18 protein-coding genes and 1 pseudogene are annotated in these 17,016 nt (G+C 31.8%); 9 read left to right on the forward strand and 10 right to left on the reverse strand.

The window, feature by feature from the left end; all coding sequences use genetic code 11:
- Positions 1 to 79: 79 nt before the first annotated feature.
- The 3 genes from FYJ81_RS12350 to FYJ81_RS12360 are packed head-to-tail and all read left to right on the forward strand — an operon-like array spanning position 80 to position 2,895.
- Positions 80 to 673 carry a recombinase family protein gene (locus FYJ81_RS12350; RefSeq protein WP_119544541.1) on the forward strand — a complete coding sequence of 198 codons (594 nt, stop codon included), beginning with the start codon at positions 80 to 82 and terminating at the stop codon, positions 671 to 673.
- Positions 645 to 2,087 (forward strand): Mu transposase C-terminal domain-containing protein, encoded by a 1,443-nt coding sequence (locus FYJ81_RS12355; RefSeq protein WP_154409702.1) that lies wholly within the window; start codon positions 645 to 647, stop codon positions 2,085 to 2,087. Before FYJ81_RS12350 ends, FYJ81_RS12355 begins: the two co-directional genes overlap by 29 nt.
- Positions 2,080 to 2,895: an AAA family ATPase gene (locus FYJ81_RS12360; RefSeq protein WP_154409703.1), complete on the forward strand. Its 816-nt coding sequence runs from the start codon at positions 2,080 to 2,082 to the stop codon at positions 2,893 to 2,895. Before FYJ81_RS12355 ends, FYJ81_RS12360 begins: the two co-directional genes overlap by 8 nt.
- A gap of 365 nt (positions 2,896 to 3,260) precedes the next feature.
- On the opposite strand, the gene FYJ81_RS12365 is transcribed toward FYJ81_RS12360, so the two are convergent.
- From FYJ81_RS12365 to cadC, 3 genes are all read right to left on the reverse strand, one after another.
- Positions 3,261 to 3,875, reverse strand: coding sequence for a CadD family cadmium resistance transporter (locus FYJ81_RS12365; protein ID WP_002510812.1), 615 nt, complete (start codon positions 3,873 to 3,875; stop codon positions 3,261 to 3,263).
- A 104-nt stretch (positions 3,876 to 3,979) separates the two neighbouring features.
- The gene (locus tag FYJ81_RS12370) at positions 3,980 to 6,397 is read right to left on the reverse strand and encodes a cadmium-translocating P-type ATPase CadA (protein WP_019467776.1); all 2,418 of its coding nucleotides are present in this window, start codon (positions 6,395 to 6,397) and stop codon (positions 3,980 to 3,982) included.
- Positions 6,390 to 6,758, reverse strand: a complete 369-nt coding sequence (gene cadC / locus FYJ81_RS12375; protein WP_011304078.1) for a Cd(II)/Pb(II)/Zn(II)-sensing metalloregulatory transcriptional repressor CadC — start codon at positions 6,756 to 6,758, stop codon at positions 6,390 to 6,392. Before cadC ends, FYJ81_RS12370 begins: the two co-directional genes overlap by 8 nt.
- Before the next feature lie 125 nt (positions 6,759 to 6,883).
- Here cadC and FYJ81_RS12380 point away from each other — a divergent pair.
- Positions 6,884 to 7,359: pseudogene (locus FYJ81_RS12380) on the forward strand (recombinase family protein); the annotation flags it as partial.
- 306 nt (positions 7,360 to 7,665) lie between these two features.
- Here the strand turns inward: FYJ81_RS12380 and arsC are convergent.
- From arsC to arsD, 6 genes are read right to left on the reverse strand one after another with little or no spacing between them, the layout of a single operon-like run.
- Positions 7,666 to 8,061, reverse strand: a complete 396-nt coding sequence (gene arsC / locus FYJ81_RS12385; RefSeq protein WP_002509695.1) for an arsenate reductase (thioredoxin) — start codon at positions 8,059 to 8,061, stop codon at positions 7,666 to 7,668.
- A gap of 17 nt (positions 8,062 to 8,078) precedes the next feature.
- Positions 8,079 to 9,371 (reverse strand): arsenite efflux transporter membrane subunit ArsB, encoded by a 1,293-nt coding sequence (arsB, locus tag FYJ81_RS12390; RefSeq protein WP_002509694.1) that lies wholly within the window; start codon positions 9,369 to 9,371, stop codon positions 8,079 to 8,081.
- Positions 9,371 to 9,685 carry an ArsR/SmtB family transcription factor gene (locus FYJ81_RS12395; RefSeq protein ID WP_002509693.1) on the reverse strand — a complete coding sequence of 105 codons (315 nt, stop codon included), beginning with the start codon at positions 9,683 to 9,685 and terminating at the stop codon, positions 9,371 to 9,373. The genes arsB and FYJ81_RS12395 overlap by 1 nt, the downstream gene beginning before the upstream one ends.
- Positions 9,682 to 11,346, reverse strand: coding sequence for an FAD-dependent oxidoreductase (locus FYJ81_RS12400; RefSeq protein WP_046466206.1), 1,665 nt, complete (start codon positions 11,344 to 11,346; stop codon positions 9,682 to 9,684). The genes FYJ81_RS12395 and FYJ81_RS12400 overlap by 4 nt, the downstream gene beginning before the upstream one ends.
- Positions 11,346 to 13,067 carry an arsenical pump-driving ATPase gene (gene arsA / locus FYJ81_RS12405; RefSeq protein WP_173020196.1) on the reverse strand — a complete coding sequence of 574 codons (1,722 nt, stop codon included), beginning with the start codon at positions 13,065 to 13,067 and terminating at the stop codon, positions 11,346 to 11,348. Before arsA ends, FYJ81_RS12400 begins: the two co-directional genes overlap by 1 nt.
- A complete protein-coding gene (arsD, locus tag FYJ81_RS12410; RefSeq protein ID WP_013730043.1) occupies positions 13,054 to 13,401 on the reverse strand; it encodes an arsenite efflux transporter metallochaperone ArsD in 348 nt (115 codons plus the stop codon). The genes arsA and arsD overlap by 14 nt, the downstream gene beginning before the upstream one ends.
- Before the next feature lie 284 nt (positions 13,402 to 13,685).
- Between arsD and FYJ81_RS12415 the strand changes: the two genes are divergently transcribed.
- From FYJ81_RS12415 to FYJ81_RS12430, 4 genes are all read left to right on the forward strand, one after another.
- On the forward strand, positions 13,686 to 13,880 hold the full coding sequence (locus FYJ81_RS12415; RefSeq protein ID WP_002509689.1) for a hypothetical protein: 195 nt from the start codon (positions 13,686 to 13,688) through the stop codon (positions 13,878 to 13,880).
- Positions 13,881 to 13,929: 49 nt separating this feature from the next.
- Positions 13,930 to 14,250 (forward strand): ArsR/SmtB family transcription factor, encoded by a 321-nt coding sequence (locus FYJ81_RS12420; protein ID WP_002509688.1) that lies wholly within the window; start codon positions 13,930 to 13,932, stop codon positions 14,248 to 14,250.
- 90 nt (positions 14,251 to 14,340) lie between these two features.
- Positions 14,341 to 15,225, forward strand: a complete 885-nt coding sequence (locus tag FYJ81_RS12425; RefSeq protein WP_119530591.1) for a permease — start codon at positions 14,341 to 14,343, stop codon at positions 15,223 to 15,225.
- Positions 15,226 to 15,238: 13 nt separating this feature from the next.
- Positions 15,239 to 15,373 carry a hypothetical protein gene (locus FYJ81_RS12430; protein ID WP_002509686.1) on the forward strand — a complete coding sequence of 45 codons (135 nt, stop codon included), beginning with the start codon at positions 15,239 to 15,241 and terminating at the stop codon, positions 15,371 to 15,373.
- 118 nt (positions 15,374 to 15,491) lie between these two features.
- On the opposite strand, the gene FYJ81_RS12435 is transcribed toward FYJ81_RS12430, so the two are convergent.
- Complete coding sequence (locus tag FYJ81_RS12435; RefSeq protein WP_065367596.1) at positions 15,492 to 16,178, reverse strand: DUF536 domain-containing protein; 687 nt, start codon at positions 16,176 to 16,178, stop codon at positions 15,492 to 15,494.
- 516 nt (positions 16,179 to 16,694) lie between these two features.
- On the opposite strand from FYJ81_RS12435, the gene FYJ81_RS12440 reads away from it, so the two are divergent.
- Positions 16,695 to 17,016, forward strand: a 322-nt coding sequence (locus tag FYJ81_RS12440; RefSeq protein ID WP_195837329.1) for a replication initiator protein A, incomplete at its 3' end; no start/stop codon positions are given.

Raw genomic sequence — 17,016 nt, forward strand, 5'->3', positions numbered from 1 at the left:
CCAACAAGAAATCTATGTTCACAAAAGACCTTGAAATTAAGTTATGGTACACTGGATATGTATATAGGAGGTTTGTATTTTGAAAATAGGTTATGCAAGAGTTTCAACTGGATTACAAAATTTGAATTTACAGGAGGATCGATTAAACTCATATGGTTGTGAAAAGATATTTAGCGACCATATTAGTGGTTCAAAAAGTAAAAGGCCTGGTTTAGATAAAGCAATTGAATTTGCGAGATCAGGAGACACGATTGTTGTTTGGAGACTAGATAGACTAGGACGTAACATGGAAGATTTAATCACATTAGTTAATGAACTTAACGAACGAGGCGTGAGTTTTCATAGTTTAGAAGAAAATATAACTATGGATAAATCAAGTTCTACAGGACAATTATTATTTCATTTATTCGCAGCGTTTGCAGAATTTGAACGTAACTTAATTTTAGAACGTTCTTCGGCTGGTCGAATTGCAGCTCGTGCCAGAGGACGTTATGGTGGAAGACCTGAAAAATTAAGCAATCAAGATTTGAATTTACTCAAAACACTTTATGATAACGGTACACCAATTAAGACAATTGCAGAACAATGGCAAGTTTCACGCACAACAATTTATCGTTACCTCAATAAATTGGAGGAAAAGGAAGATGAAAAACAAGGAGAAATACCTCACTAATTTTTCTGAAACCAAGCGTAAAGAGGCTATACAAAAGTACGATGTTATTAAACCTTTTATTTTAGGAAACAAATCCTTATCAAGTATTTCTAAAAATACAGGCATTGCGTTAAGTACACTTTATGGGTGGAATAAGTTATATAAAGAACAAGGGCTTAAGGGGCTAATTTATACAACAAGAACCGATAAAGGGACACGTAAAATAGAACCAAAGATAATTGATGAAATTGAACGCCTTGCACTTAAAAATAAAAGAAATAGTATTGCTACAATTCATAGGAAAATCGCTAATTATTGTAAAGAGCATAATTTTGATACACCAAGCTATAAACAAGTTTATAGTGTTATTAAAGAAATGCCTAAATCTGTGATTGATTTTTCTCATCAGGGTGAAAAATACTATCACAATAAGTACGATTTAATACAAATAAGAGAATCATCAAGACCAAATGAAATATGGCAAGCCGACCATACTTTGCTAGATGTCTATATATTAGATCAAAAAGGTAACATCAATAGACCGTGGTTAACCATTATTATGGATGATTATAGTCGTGCAATTGCAGGCTACTTTTTAACATTTGATAGTCCTAATGCCAAGAATACTGCCCTAACACTACATCAAGCTATTTGGAATAAGAGTGATACAAGATGGCCAATATGTGGGATTCCTGAAAAGTTCTATACTGACCATGGAAGTGACTTCACTTCACATCATATGGAACAAGTCGCTGTTGATTTGAAAATTAATTTAATGTTTTCAAAAGTTGGCGTGCCACGAGGTCGTGGAAAAATAGAAAGATTCTTTCAAACAGTCAATCAAACATTCCTAGAGCAAATTCCTGGATATATAAACAATAACGATGAGTTTAAAAATTTACTAGAATTTCAAGAGTTCGAAGAAAAATTACGCCAATTTTTGATTGAAGACTATAATCACAAAGAACACAGTTCTATTGGTTGTTCACCAACAAGTCGATGGAATAGTAATCTCTTTTTCCCCAATATGCCCAGTAGTTTAGAACAACTCGATTTACTCTTACTAGAGATTCCTAAATCTAGAAAAATCCATTCAGATGGTATTCATTTTCAAGGATTTAGATATAGTAATACGAATTTAGCAGCTTATGTAGGTGAATATGTACTGATTCGTTACAATCCCAATGATATGGCTGAAATACGCGTGTTTTATAGAGATGAATTCCTTTGTACAGCTATATCTTCTGATTTATCTGATTATTCAATTGATATAAAGGATATACAACATGCTCGTAGTCAGAGAAGAAAGCACTTGAAACAAAACGCTATTAGCCCTAGTACGACTGACTTAATAAAAGAAGAAAAAAATCAAAGTTATTCACCTCACAAGATAGACAAAAATGTCAAAAAGCTAAAGAGGTATCATAATGACTAAAAAACAGAAGTTCATTGAAACAAAAGAGTACAAACGATTTGCTGAATTTTGTGATGCTTGTATTAAATATCAGTATATTGGTATATGTTATGGTCAACCAGGTGTGGGTAAAACATTATCTTCACGATATTATACCAATTGGGATATTATTGAAAACCAGGTTAACCATAGGGTCTGGAAAGATTTAGCTAATAAAACAACGGACGATATATTATCTGTAGACAAAATATTTTATACTGCACCAGCAGAAAAGCAAACAAGATTGAGTAGTGACTTACACAGTATTAATGGAAGTATTGATTTGGGTCAAAAATTACATGTTTTAAATAAATACGAGCATGAATATAGTGAAAATTTTAGTGATGCATTCCAAGACATTGAACTCATTATAATAGATGAAATTGATAGACTTAAAGTGCAACATTTAGAGCAATTAAGATTTATCTATGATGAACGTGACCTAGCAATGGTATTCATTGGTATGCCAGGTATTGAGAAAAAACTATCTCGTTATCCTCAACTATATTCTCGTATAGGTTTTGCACATGAATTCGATAATTTAAGCAAGGATGAAACACATCATATATTAGAGTATAAGTGGCAAGATCTAGGAGTTGATTTAAAACTTGAAGACTTCACTGACTATGAAGCCATAACAACCATTATTAAAATTACTAAGGGGAATTTTAGACTTATTCATCGCTTATTTGCACAAATAGATAGAATTATGGATATAAATGGCTTAGATAAAATCAGTACTGAAGTTGTAGAAACAGCGAGAGATAGTTTAGTTATAGGAATTCGATAACAGAAAGACAACGTACTATTTAAAAATGTACGTTGTCTTTCTCATTTATTAGATAAAAATATTCTCATATATCAAGTGAAGTGACAATACTGTTTTGCTAGCATCGATAATGGTTCGATTAGGGTAGACCCTAAATAGACATTATATATGTATTGATATGCTTAGCTTGTCACTTTAGGAGTTATTTTGCACCTATTTTAATCGTTATTTTGCATTACAAGTTAATAAGGTTAGAGTCAGGAGGTATATAGAAGTCCAATTTCTCAGTTCTAAAATTAAGAAATTGGACTTCTATCGTGACTCCCAAAAGGCGGTCTTATATGTCAAACGAGCGCTGATTCTTATTAGAGAAAGCGTTCCGATTGTTAAAGAAATGAGAATAAAGCGTTAAATGTACCATTTTCAAACAATATATAAATCCCTAACCCAATGAATACAATAGGTACAATCCAACGTTCATATTTCTCAATTTTTTCTGATACAAAATCTAAGGAAGCTAAGCGATAGCTGACATAACATAAAACAGCAACCGTAATCATAAAGACAATAACAGCAATAAAGATTTCAGACATATTTAAGGTCGTGAAGTACGGTATATAAATCGAAAAGTCATCCGCACTGGAAGCTAATACGATGAAAGTCATCGTCAAAAATAACTGATTAAATTTTCCAGAGGAGAATAAAGATAAAATACTACTTTCATCTTCATCCTCTTCTCCTTTAATCCACATTTTCACACCTAAGTAAAGTGGTAAAAGCCCAAGTAGTCCGATAACCCATTGCTGAGGAATTAAATTTACAACCCCCTGTGCAACTAAAAGACTTGCTCCTATAACAATTGCAGTCCCTATATATTGTCCTATCCAAATATGTTTCACCTGACCTTTTTTTACTTGCGAAAACAAAAGAATTAATATAACGAGATAATCAATTCCTGTTGCTACATATACCGCAGCTGCTGTAAGTATCGTTGCGATCATTTTTCCATCTCCAATATTTTATATTTTAGGGGTAGGACTTTTCTTCAAATTGAAAAGCCCCCCTTGAATTGCGCACAGCGTGACCTTACTATTCTGTTTTCTACCTATTTATCCTTCACTCTCATCAGTCGTAAACTATTTAATGCTACCAAAATAGTAGCTCCCATATCGGAAAGAATCGCTATCCAAAGGGTTAACCATCCCGGGATAACTAATAGTAAGGCAATTATTTTAATTCCGATAGCAAAAGTGATGTTAGCTTTAATGATATTTAAAGTTTTTCGACTGAGTCTTACTGCAAATGGAAGCTTACTTAAATCATCTCCCATTAATGCAATATCAGCTGTTTCAATTGCAGTATCCGTTCCAGCACCGCCCATTGCAATTCCAACAGTAGATGCAGCAAGTGCTGGAGCATCATTAACGCCATCGCCAATCATAGCTACATTATCATACTCCGATTGCATTTTTTTAATATAATCTAATTTATCCTGTGGCATCAATTCAGACTGAATATCAGAAACGCCTACATGTGTACCGATTGCATTTGCAGTACCTTGATTATCACCTGTCAGCATAATTGTTTGCTTGATACCTAACTGATGAAGTTTTTGAATCACATTTTTACTTGTTTCACGAACCTCATCTGCAACGGCAATTACGCCGAGAATTGTTTTTTCCGTTCCAATAATCATGGCTGTTTTTCCTTGGTTTTGTAGGATTTTCACATTGTTTTCAAACCCAAGGCTAAAATCGGAAACATTTAATTCCTTGAAAAGTTTTGGGCTTCCAATATAGTAAGTAGTTCCGTTTACAATCCCTTTTATACCTCGCCCAGTAATCGAAGTGAATTCTTCCACTTGTACATTAGAATAAGGGATATTATCTTGCTCTGCCTTTTTCATTATTGCTGAAGCAAGTGGATGTTGTGAACGATATTCTAAAGCTGTAATGGTAGAGAATAGCTCTTTTTCTTCCACTTGGTCATTTAATACTTCAAAATCTGTTACCACTGGTACACCTTTTGTCAGTGTTCCTGTTTTATCAAATGCGACTGTCTTAATGGCTCCTAATTTCTCGAGATAGACACCACCTTTAACCAACACACCTTTTTTCGCTGCATTTCCAATTGCCGAGACAATCGAGATTGGAGTAGAAATAACTAATGCACAAGGACATCCAACTACAAGAACTGCTAATCCTTGATAAACCCATGTATCCCAACTGCCACCAAAGAATAGGGGTGGAACGACTGCAACCAAGGCTGCAATAACCATAATGATCGGAGTGTAGTATTTCGCAAATTTATCAACGAATGCTTGGGCTGGAGCACGCTCCCCTTGTGCTTCTTCAACAAGATGAATAATCTTGGCAATGGTTGTATCTTCTACGTATTTGGTGATTTTTACTTCAATTAGTCCCTCTTCGTTAAGCGTACCTGCAAATACTTCGTCATCTACCGCTTTGGAGACGGGAACAGATTCTCCTGTTATAGCTGCCTGATTGACAGCCGACAAGCCATTCACAATGATTCCATCCATGGCAATTTTCTCCCCTGGTTTGACAATCATGATATCACCCACAGCGATATCGTCCACATGGATTATTATTTCCTGACCATTTCGTCTAACTAGTGCTTCTTTTGGGGCGATATCCATCAATGAACGTATGGATTGTCTTGCTCTGTCCATAGAGAAGCGTTCAAGTGCTTCACTGATTGCAAAGAGAATAACAACAATAGATGCCTCTGCCCATTCACCAATAATGGCAGCTCCAATAACGGCAACGGTCATCAGGGTTTTCATGTCGAAATCAAAGCGTATCAAATTTTGAAAACCGACTTTAAATAATGAATATCCGCCAATTACAATAGAACCTACAAATAACATGGAAGTTACGAGGTTATCTTCTCCATTTACAAAGTGAGAAAGGTAACCAAAAGCAATTAATAGTGTGGCAAACAGCAATGTACTATGTTTTTTATAAAATGGTGTTTTCTCTTCTTTATGAGCCTTAGTGTCATCTTTAACCCTTTGTATCGTTTGATTCGCTAGTTTTTCAGGAGATACTTTTAGATTCTCAAAAGCACCTGCTTTTTCAAGTTCTTCAACCGATGCATTTCCATATACATCAATTTTAGAAGCGCCAAAGTTTACTTTTGCATCCTCAACTCCAGCTATTTGTTTTACATTTTTTTCAAACTTCCCCGCACAATTTGCGCAGGAAAATCCTTCCACACGGTAAACGTTTTTATCTTTAATTACCACAGGTTCTACCCGTCTTTTAGGTTTCTCTGGTGCCACTTTAAGATTTTCAAAAGCACCAGCCTTTTCTAGTTCTTCAACAGTTGCACTGCCGAAGACATCAATTTTTGAAGCTCCAAAATTTACTTTTGCGTCCTGAACGCCTGGAATCTTTTTAACATTTTTCTCAAACTTTCCTGCACAATTTGCACATGAAAATCCTTGGACCCGATAGACGTTCATTTCTTCTTCCATTAGTTTAACCTTTTGTTCAGACATTGACCTTCACTTCTTTCTTATGTGCTAGGGCGATCATCATTATCTGCCTGATATGTTCATCATCTAAAGAATAGAAAGCTAGTTTTCCTTCTTTTCTAAAGTTGACCACCCCTTGCTTATAAAGCGTACGTAAATGATGAGATGCATTTGCTATCGTAACACCTAAGATATTTGCTATATCACAAACACACAACTCTTCATCCTGACACAGAGCGTAAGTAATTTTTGCTCTATTTTCATCGGCAATAGCCTTTAACATTTGGCTAACACCAGAAATATCAACTGTTTGTAAATCCCCTTGTATTCGATTAACCTTTTCTTCGTCATAACAAAAAATTTCACAAGTATCTTTCTTTTTCATATTATCATCCCATCTTCATTCAAATATTTATTTGAATATATCATAACCATTTTCGACTCATCATGCAAGCAAATATTTGAATGAAAATAAAAGAAGTAAGTAGGGCATAAAATTCTAGTCTCAAAAACGAACAAAAAAAGAAAATCGAAACCCATACAAATGAAATTGTTGAAGAAATTCATGCTAATAATAAAAATAGAAATGAATTAGATGTTCTTTTAAGCAAGAAACTAGTGACGGGTGATAAGTTATATATTACGGATTTATGTATACTTGCAGATTCTACGAAGCATTTAGTAGATATATTAGATTATCTTTCACAAGAGGAAATATCTTTATATGTAATCAATTTAAATCGATATATTTATAAAGATATCAAAGGGGAATTTCTAGAAATATTACATAATATTACAGACTTTCAAAGTGACATCGTTAAATTTAGAACACGAGCAGGATTAGAAAATTACGCAAAAAAAGGAAAAACTTTAGGTAGACCCAAACGCGATGATAATAACCTTAGAGATGCTATTGAGATGTATATGAGATAAAAGAACAGACAAATATAAGTAGAGCAACCTTGTATCGTCATCTAGATAAATAAGAGGTGATGAACGTTGTTAAAACAAGATTTAGTGTATAATGTACTGTTATCGATTAGAGAAGAATAAAGTGTAGATTTTAAAACTTTAGATGTAAGCGAAAAAATTTTTTATTAGCACTTGAAAGCATAGCGAGGCAAGATTTAGCAAAAAATATAGAGTTATTCTACAATGGGTGTTTTCCTATATGTGGCACAACAATATATGCAGAACTAACAGAAAAAGGTAAGCAGCAAATATCATTATATAAAACAGAGGATAAGCACATATAACAATGCTTATCCTCTGTTTTTGAATTTTATATTAACTTAATTATCATAAAATTGCTTGATCTTTTGACCTATTTCATCTCTTACACGTTGAAATTCTGACCAAGATTTACCTGCTGGGTCATCAAAGCCCCAATGTTCTTTTTTTACATTAGGCGGGATGACTGGACAATTCTCATCAGCATCACTACAAAGTGTAACAACTAGGTCTGATTGTCTTAAAATTTTATTATCAATTAAATCAGAAGTATGGTTTGATATGTCAATATCCACTTCTTTCATAGCTTCTATCGCCTTAGGATTTACGCCATGCGTTTCGATACCTGCTGAGTAAACATTCCATTCTTCGCCGAGTATTTCTCTTCCCCAGCCCTCAGCCATTTGACTACGACAAGAATTACCAGTACATATAAAGTAAATTGTTTTCTTATCCATTTATTATTACCTCTCTTTTAAAAAATTATTAGTGTTAAATATAGACCTAATAGGGTTACAAATAAAACAGGGATTGTGATAATAATTCCGGTCTTAAAATAGGTTCCCCAAGAAATCTTGACACCTTTTTGAGTTAGTACGTGTAACCAAAGAAGTGTGGCTAACGAACCAATTGGTGTTATCTTAGGCCCCAAATCAGATCCGATAATATTCGCATAAATCATACCTTCTTTTAATATTCCTGTAGCACTCGATTGACCAATTGCTATTGCATCTATTAAAACGGTTGGCATGTTATTCATAATAGAGGATAGGAATGCAGCTACAAAGCCCATACCCATAATGCTGCTAAATAAGCCATAACTTGAAATGTTTGTTAGTACATCACCAAGAAGTGTTGTAATGCCCACGTTTTTCAAACCAAATACGACGAGATACATACCAATGGAGAATAAAACAATATTCCATGGCGCACCTTTAATTACTTGTTTCGTATGCACGGCTTTAGATTTACGCGCTAATAATACAAATATTAAAGCAATGATACCAGCAATAATGGATACTGGAATATTTATAAACTCACTTATTAAATAACCAATGAGTAATATACCAAGTACGATCCACGAGATGTTAAAAAGTTTTTTATCTTTAATCGCTTCTCTTGGTTCTCTAATGTTTACTGCATTAAATGTTTTTGGAATAGACTTTCTAAAATATAACCATAAAACAAGAATACTTGCGATCAATGAGAATATATTAGGTATAATCATTTTACTGAAGTATTCAATAAATCCAATATCGAAATAATCTGCGGAAACAATATTAACTAAATTACTGACAATGAGCGGTAATGATGTAGAATCAGCTATAAAACCACTAGCAATAATAAATGGAAATATCGCTTTTTTATCAAATCCTAAACTACGAACCATAGCTAAAACAATAGGAGTAAGTATTAAAGCTGCTCCATCATTTGCGAAGAAAGCTGCTACAACTGAACCTAATAGCATGATAAAGATAAACATTTTCAATCCGCTACCTTTTGATGCTCTCACCATATGTATAGCAGACCATTCAAAGAAGCCAATTTCATCTAATATGAGTGAAATAAGAATAACTGCAACAAAAGTTAAGGTCGCATTCCAAACAATTCCAGTAACTTCTAGTACGTCTGAAAAGCTTACAACGCCAGTGATTATAGCAACTACAGCACCAATTAATGCAGTAATACCAATATCTAGACCTTTAGGTTGCCATATAACAAAAATTAACGTTAATACAAATATTGTGATTGCTAATATCGTCATCATTAACACTCACCTTTCTCTACTGTTTCACATATACATGGGACAGTACTGGAACTCAATAGAGTCAGTCGTGATGTAACGTCATCCAATACGTCATGATTCAATTTGTATAAATTTTTATTACCATCTTTTCTGGATGTAATTAAATTATTGTCTTTTAATACTTTCATATGATGACTTAATGTGGGTTGAGAAAAAGAAAAATGCTCTAATAAATCACAAGCGCATAATTCACCACAAGATAACAAATCTAATATTTCAAGACGGCTACTATCAGCAATCACTTTCAAGTATTGTGATATCTCATTATAATTCAATTTTTCTTCTCCCTTTCTACTTGAAATCTTTTATATCGTTGATAATTTTTATTGCCACCTGATAAATTATATACTTGTTTAAAGCCTAAATTAATAAGTACGTTTTGTGCAGCATTACCAGTAGTACCTTTATTACAATAAGTCACGATTGTTTGATTTTCATCTAACGTTTTTGCATAACTTCTCAACGTTTTCAATGGGACGTTAATCGCTCCATCAACATGATCAACTTCAAATTGCTTTGGAGAACGTACATCTAAAATCAATAAATCATTTTTTTGTTTTACGACTTCTTCAGGCGTTATAATTTTACGTCCCCGAGTAATATTGTGACCAATCATCCCTGTATAAATAACAGGATCTTTAGTTGTAGAAAAAGGAGGTGCATATGCTAAATCTAAATGAAATAAATCTTCTGCTTTGGCACCAAATGTTATAGCAGTAGCTAGTACATCAATTCTCTTGTCTACGCCCTCATACCCAACTATTTGCGCACCAAGTAATTTAGAATTATTTTTATCAAATATAGCTTTAATTACCATTTCTTGACCTTGCATATATTCTGGACGATTCGGTTTCACATTGTGTAATACATCAATATCAATTTCTAACTCAACAGCTTCTTTTTCGGTTAAACCTGTCTGGGCAATTGTCATATCAAAGATACGGACAATGCCTGTGCCTAAAATGCCTTTATGTTCTAGATTTCCACCAGTTAATCGATCTCCTAAAATACGACCCATTTTATTTGCTGTAGAACCTAGCGGTCTATATATAGGATTACCAGTAATTAAATTATAACTTTCTGCTGCATCACCAATTGCATATATATGAGGAATATTTGTTTCCAAATACTTATTGGTTTGTATTGCTCCAGATTCTCCAATATTAATACCAATTTCTTTAGCTAATTTAGTATTTGGTGTGACACCAATCCCAATAATGATTAAGTCTGTATCAATTAATTCGCCAGTTTTTAAGCTGACTCTATTTATCGTATGATTCTCATCATAATCAATAATGTCAATTTCATTATAGGTATATACGTTAGCTTTATCTTCAATATATTCTTGAATCATAAAACTCATATCGTAGTCTAAATGAGGCATAAAAGTGTTACGTTGAACAATTGAAGTGTTGTAATTAGATAATTGTTCTAACATCTCTAAACCAATAAATCCACCGCCAACGATTGTTATATTCTGAACATCATGGTCATTAATATAATTATAAATTGCTTTGGCATCATTAATATTTTTAACTTTAAACACATTATTATATTCTTCGCTATTTAATTGAGGGAGTTCTTTAGGCGATGAACCTGTTGCTAATACTAATTCGTCATATTTTTGAATCATCTTTTCATCATTTACTAAATTAGTAACTGTTATTGTTTGATCACTATCATTTATCTTATTCACTTCATATTCTGTATAAATATCTATATTAAAGCGTTCTTTAAACCATTTAGCATTTCGTGGCGTGAGTTCATCAATATCAGATACATTACCTCCTATATAGTAGGGGATACCACATACGGAATACGAAATATCACTACCTTTATCAAAAACGGTAATTTCAACATCTTCACTATTTCTTCTTGCTTTAGCCGCGACACTCGTACCGGCAGCAACTGAACCAATGATAACAATTTTTTTCATTATTCTAACCCTCCATAAGGTATGACAAAGTAATTATTAAGACTTTCATTTTTAATCTTGTTTATCCAAATCGATTCATCTTCTTTTTTGTTACTAAAAAGGTCATCACGTTGATTTAGCGTAACTAATGATTGATTAACGACCCACCAATTATGTCCTATATCGGCTCTATTTAAATCTTCTACTAAACGTTTAGATTCTAAATAAGGTGTTTTTTCTGCTAGTGTTACGATTATCATCTGTGTTAAATCTTGATTTTGAATTTTAGGTAATAACGTTTCAACATTACTGGTAGTTTGAGTTGATTTTTTCTTTAGTTCTTTATGGTGATTTTCACTAGAATCAAGTAACAACAAGGTATGGCCTGTAGGAGCTGTATCTACAATTACGTAATCCATGTCTTCTTGATTCTCCATAATGTCACTAAAGGCTTTGAAAAATGCTATTTCTTCTGTACAAGGTGATTTTAAATCTTCCATAATATAATCAATATCGTCTTGTGGTGTATCATCATTCACTGTGGCTAATATTTCTTTTTTATACTTTTCTAATGCTTGTTCTTCATCAATATAAGCAGTATTTAAATTACTTGTGGTTTCAACATTAATTTCTTTAGTAGGGTCAGTCGTTGCTAAAAGAATACGATGTCCTTTATTAGATAATTCTGTAGCTAATTGCGTTGCTACTGTCGTTTTACCAACGCCACCTTTTCCCATTGTAAATAAATATTGAACTTTACTATTTTCAATTTCATCTATTAATTTATTGAATTGCGGATGATCTTCAACAATAAAGTCATCATTTTCAATTAAGTTATCATCATTTAATAGATTAGTTAAACTTTCTATACCTTCTTCTTTCTGCTTTTTATATGGAACGTAATAAGCATGATTGTTATTTAACCATTCAGTAAAATGATTAATGTTTTTATCTTGTTCTGATTTCATCTGACTCGAAATTAAACCGTGACTTTCTTCTATATAGTTGTTAATGACTACTTTGAATTTAGAAATTGATAGTTGTTGTAATTCTTGTTGCGCTCTTTGAATTTCATATATAGAAGAGTGGTTAGGTTTCGCAACTAAGATCATGGTCGTATCGTCTTGGTTACGTAGTTTTTCAAGTGCTGAATTATATTTACCTCTATTTTCATTTAAACCCGATAATTGACCTAAGCAAGAAGCGTCATTACTCGTTGTATTTAAATAATCTGTCCATGCAGAAGGTAATTCAAGCATTCTCAAGGTGTGACCTGTTGGAGCTGTATCAAATATAATGAAATCAAATTCTTGTTCTAAAGTTTTATCGGATAAAAAATTTGTAAATTCATTAAATGCTGCTACTTCAACTGTACACGAACCACTTAACTGTTCTTTCATCTCAGAAAGCACATCTTCTGGTAGAATACCCTCATAAGGTTCTATAGCTTGTGCTTTATAATCGTCTGCAGCAGCAATCGGGTCAAAATTGGCTATAGAGAGATTAGGTATAGGTTGATATGTAGTTAATTTATTAGATAATTCCATTTGAAATACATCTTGTAAATTACTAGCTGGATCAGTACTTACTAAAGCTACTTTCTTTCCATTCTCTGCTAAGTTTAAAGCAATAGAACTTGATATCGTCGTTTTGCCTACGCCACCTTTACCAGTAAAAAACAAATATTTTGTTAACTCAACATTATCTAAATTCAATTTATTTAAGTATTTAACAGCATCCATCTCCACCACAGCATCCTCCATTTCTCATCTGATTAACCGTAATAATTTCATCGGCTTCTTCTTGGGTAATATAAGTACCCGTTTTAGCTATATTGCCTTCTATAAAAGTGATTGGTAAAACTTCATTACCTTTTTCTTGAATTAAACGAATAGCTTCTTTATTTTTAATAAATTCATTCGGATTATTACTCATATTATAACGTTGAACTTCTATTTGATTTTGTTTTAAATATTCATTGATTTGGTTCGTCTTTATTAGTGTTTCATCCGGTTCTGGACCACATACGCCAGTAGAACAGCACATAGCTTCTTCGTATATTTCAATATTTAACATTATACTCACCTCATTAATTATTTTACTACCATAGATTAGCATCTATATAGATTAGTGTCTATGTATTGATTTGGATTTTTAAAATTTAACTTAATTTGAGTTTCTAATAATATAGTTAGGAAGAAAATATTTTTACTATTGCTGTGGAGCATGTCTAAGTTTATGTGAAATTATAGTTTTTTAATCTTGCAATAATGTATATATTGATTTATATTTAATATATCAAAAAAAATTGATATATTAAATGGAATAAAATTATTTAGACAATAAGGAGGTGTGCCTGATTGCGAGTAAACCACGCAAGTACTTTATCTGTTGGTTACTTTGTAAGTTATTTAAATCTTGTTATGGTATCAAGAGAAGTCACTTTAAAAGAAGCTACAATATATATGGAGAAGGAGTTCTTTAAAGGTAATATTCATCAGTATGGTGAATCAACAGAAAATAACTACAAACAAGCAATACAAGAATTGAAATAAAAATAATATAAACTCTAATCAAATATTATAAAAAAGAGGTGTTCTTTTTATGGAAGTTATTAAAGCAAAAACTGATATGAATGAAGATGAACAATTAGCTTTTTATGAAAGCATGTTTAATGCACTTGCTGACAAAAATAGATTAAAAATACTTAATCAAATTAGTCAAAGCCCTAATAAATCACTATGTGTATGCGACTTAGAGGAGTTATTAGATTTAAAACAATCTAAAATTTCATATCATTTAAAAAAACTAGTAAGTGCACAGATTTTAATACCTGAAAAATACGGTACTTGGAACTACTACAAAATCAATGAAGCACAAATTCAAGTTGTATTAACTGAAGATACTTGCTGTAAAATATTATAGGATTTATCTTCTTACACATCATATTAATCAACTTTTTTTAATTTATATATCAAAAAAAATTGATTAAATAAATTCAGAGGAGTTATACTAATGACAGATTCAATCATCGAATTCATAAAAACATTTTTAATGTTATTTTTTGAATTGTTAGCATTATTTATAGTTGTAAGTTTTATTGTAAGTTTAATTCAACAAGTAGTATCAGAAGATAAAATACAAAAGCTTTTAAGCAAACCAAATAAAGCAACCAACTATGTATTAGGAATGATTTTTGGTGCTATTACACCATTTTGTTCTTGTTCTACTATTCCTATACTTGCAGGTTTGTTAAACTCTAAAGTTCCGTTTGGTCCAGCTATGAGTTTCTTAATCGCTTCGCCACTCATGAATCCACTCATGATATTTATGCTATGGATTTTATTAGGGTGGAAAGTTGCTGTTGTTTATTTTGTTGTATTAGCGATATTCAGCATTTTAACTGGCCTTGTTTTTTCAAAAATGAATTTAGCAGAGAGTTATAAAGGCGTTAATGTCAAAGGTGATGGATTTTTCACTAATAAATCAGGATCTCGTGTTAAGCAAGCGCTAAATGATGCTTGGGCTTTCCTATATCCAATGTTACCTTATTTAATTATTGGTGTATTTATTGGGGCATTTATTTATGGATTTATTCCAGAAACCTTTATAACACAATATGCGAGTGGTGATAGTATTATCTCTGTTATTATTGCTTCTGTTATTGGTATACCTATGTATATTAGACCAGAAACAATGCTTCCTATAGCTGAAGCTTTAGTATCTAAAGGTATGTCACTGGGAACAGTCGTAGCATTAATTATAGGTGGCGCAGGAGCAAGTATTCCTGAAGTTGTATTGTTATCGAAATTATTTAAAAAGAAATTTGTAATATCTTTTGTTATAGCAATTTTAGTCGTAGCTATTGCTACTGGTCTAGTTGTTAACTTAATCATTTAAGGAGGTGAAGTAAATGGGTATCAAAGACGCATTAAAAAAATTAAAACCTCAAGAACAGTCATGTTGTTCAGTTGAAATTGAAGAGAAAACAGACAAAAAAGACGAAAATAATGAGAAAAAAGAAAATGGTAATAAAAATTGTTGCTAACATTAAAAAAGTTCTGTTTGATTTTGCATTTATTAACATAATCGATGATTATCAGAAGTTCGATTCACATAAAAAGGCACGACAAGTTCATAAACTTGTCGTGCCTTTTTAATTACAATTAGTTACCAAATAAACGACTCCAAAAACCTTTTTTAGGGGTCTGTTCTCCCCTATCAACAGTCTCACTCTCTATTTCTTCAGATGGATTATCATCTTTTGCTAATACTTCTTCGTTTGTACTGTCATCCTTTTTCTCTTCAGCTACATCTTTATGTTGTACTTCTGTTGGCTGTTCATCTTCTTGTTCTTGATTAATATCTTTAGATTCTTCGGTAAATGTTGCTTCTTGCGCATTGACGTTTTGTCTATCATTAGTCGTTGTATCAAAAGAATAATTAAGCTGTCGTTCTTCTTCTAATTGATTCTCTAATTTTTGAATCTTTTTATTACTCTCTAATGCCAGAACTTGTTGATTCTCTAAAAGTCTATTAAGTGTATTTATTTGCTCTTTATCTCTATTTGATTGTTCTTTATATATATCTACCTGGTTATATAAATGTTTTATTGTCTCATCTTTCACCAGATTATCATTATTAGGTTTAGCTTCTTCTTTTTTTTCATTTTCAAAATCATCATGCTTATTTTGATTTTTTCTTATTCGGTTTACCACTATAATTTCATCTTCACTTGATAAGTAATTTACGTTATCAACCTTTTGAAATTTCACATTTGCTTTTTTAGCATTATTATAAACAGTCATTTTTGTGACGTTTAATTCATCGGCAATTTCCTTCATACTCTTCATATAACGCCCTCCATATAGTTATATACATAACATCTATATCATTATACAGCCATTATACTTGCAAAAACAAGGATATATAACCCATTATACATATAACCCCATATACTTATACGTATAAGTATATGGGGTTATATGTATAGGTGCTCATTATAGTTATATAGGGGTTATATGCTCTTTATACTTGTTGTATAAGCGTTTGTACGACGTTATACGACGCATCCATATAAACCCATTATACGAAGTTTTATCCTTCTTTGAAAATGCATACATCTAAATGTATATAAACAATTTAACAAAACTTTTAAAAGTGTTAATATAAATATATATAAAAGAAACCCAACTACGGGAATAGTCAGGTTTCTTCGGTAATAAAACAAGTGATTTGTTTGTTTATATAGTTGTTATATTCTTATTATATATACTAAGAATTATTAGTGCAAGTCGAATACATATAAACTTACTTATAGCTTTTTTATTACCTCTTTTAGAAATTTAAATATGAAAGAGGTTTTTTGTATGTCCAACTTTAATATTAAAGAACTCCAAAAAGAGAAATTTTATCAATTACCTAAAGTGTTTTTTACGAATCCTAAATATACTAAATTGTCTAATGATGCAAAAATAACTTGGTCAATACTAAGAGATCGTTTAGATTTATCTATAAGAAATAATTGGGTAGATAAAAATGGAGATATATTTTTTATTTATACCAATGAAAAGCTTAAGTCTATTTTAAATATTAGTAGTCCAAATAAACTATCCAAAATAAAAAAAGAATTAACTCAAGCTGATTTATTTAATCAAATAAGAGTAGGCTTAAATAAACCTAATAAATTAT

It is taken from the genome of Staphylococcus sp. McC-251-APC-3A2, from assembly GCF_009695665.1.
Classification (GTDB): domain Bacteria; phylum Bacillota; class Bacilli; order Staphylococcales; family Staphylococcaceae; genus Staphylococcus; species Staphylococcus cohnii.

Coding starts and splice junctions, on each gene's coding strand:
- FYJ81_RS12355 (WP_154409702.1), top strand. CDS start 645: ATGAAAAACAAGGAGAAATACCTCACTAATTTTTCTGAAACCAAGCGT.
- FYJ81_RS12360 (WP_154409703.1), top strand. CDS start 2,080: ATGACTAAAAAACAGAAGTTCATTGAAACAAAAGAGTACAAACGATTT.
- FYJ81_RS12365 (WP_002510812.1), bottom strand. CDS start 3,875: ATGATCGCAACGATACTTACAGCAGCTGCGGTATATGTAGCAACAGGA.
- FYJ81_RS12370 (WP_019467776.1), bottom strand. CDS start 6,397: ATGTCTGAACAAAAGGTTAAACTAATGGAAGAAGAAATGAACGTCTAT.
- cadC (WP_011304078.1), bottom strand. CDS start 6,758: ATGAAAAAGAAAGATACTTGTGAAATTTTTTGTTATGACGAAGAAAAG.
- arsC (WP_002509695.1), bottom strand. CDS start 8,061: ATGGATAAGAAAACAATTTACTTTATATGTACTGGTAATTCTTGTCGT.
- arsB (WP_002509694.1), bottom strand. CDS start 9,371: ATGATGACGATATTAGCAATCACAATATTTGTATTAACGTTAATTTTT.
- FYJ81_RS12400 (WP_046466206.1), bottom strand. CDS start 11,346: ATGAAAAAAATTGTTATCATTGGTTCAGTTGCTGCCGGTACGAGTGTC.
- arsA (WP_173020196.1), bottom strand. CDS start 13,067: ATGGATGCTGTTAAATACTTAAATAAATTGAATTTAGATAATGTTGAG.
- arsD (WP_013730043.1), bottom strand. CDS start 13,401: ATGTTAAATATTGAAATATACGAAGAAGCTATGTGCTGTTCTACTGGC.
- FYJ81_RS12420 (WP_002509688.1), top strand. CDS start 13,930: ATGGAAGTTATTAAAGCAAAAACTGATATGAATGAAGATGAACAATTA.
- FYJ81_RS12425 (WP_119530591.1), top strand. CDS start 14,341: ATGACAGATTCAATCATCGAATTCATAAAAACATTTTTAATGTTATTT.
- FYJ81_RS12430 (WP_002509686.1), top strand. CDS start 15,239: ATGGGTATCAAAGACGCATTAAAAAAATTAAAACCTCAAGAACAGTCA.
- FYJ81_RS12435 (WP_065367596.1), bottom strand. CDS start 16,178: ATGAAGAGTATGAAGGAAATTGCCGATGAATTAAACGTCACAAAAATG.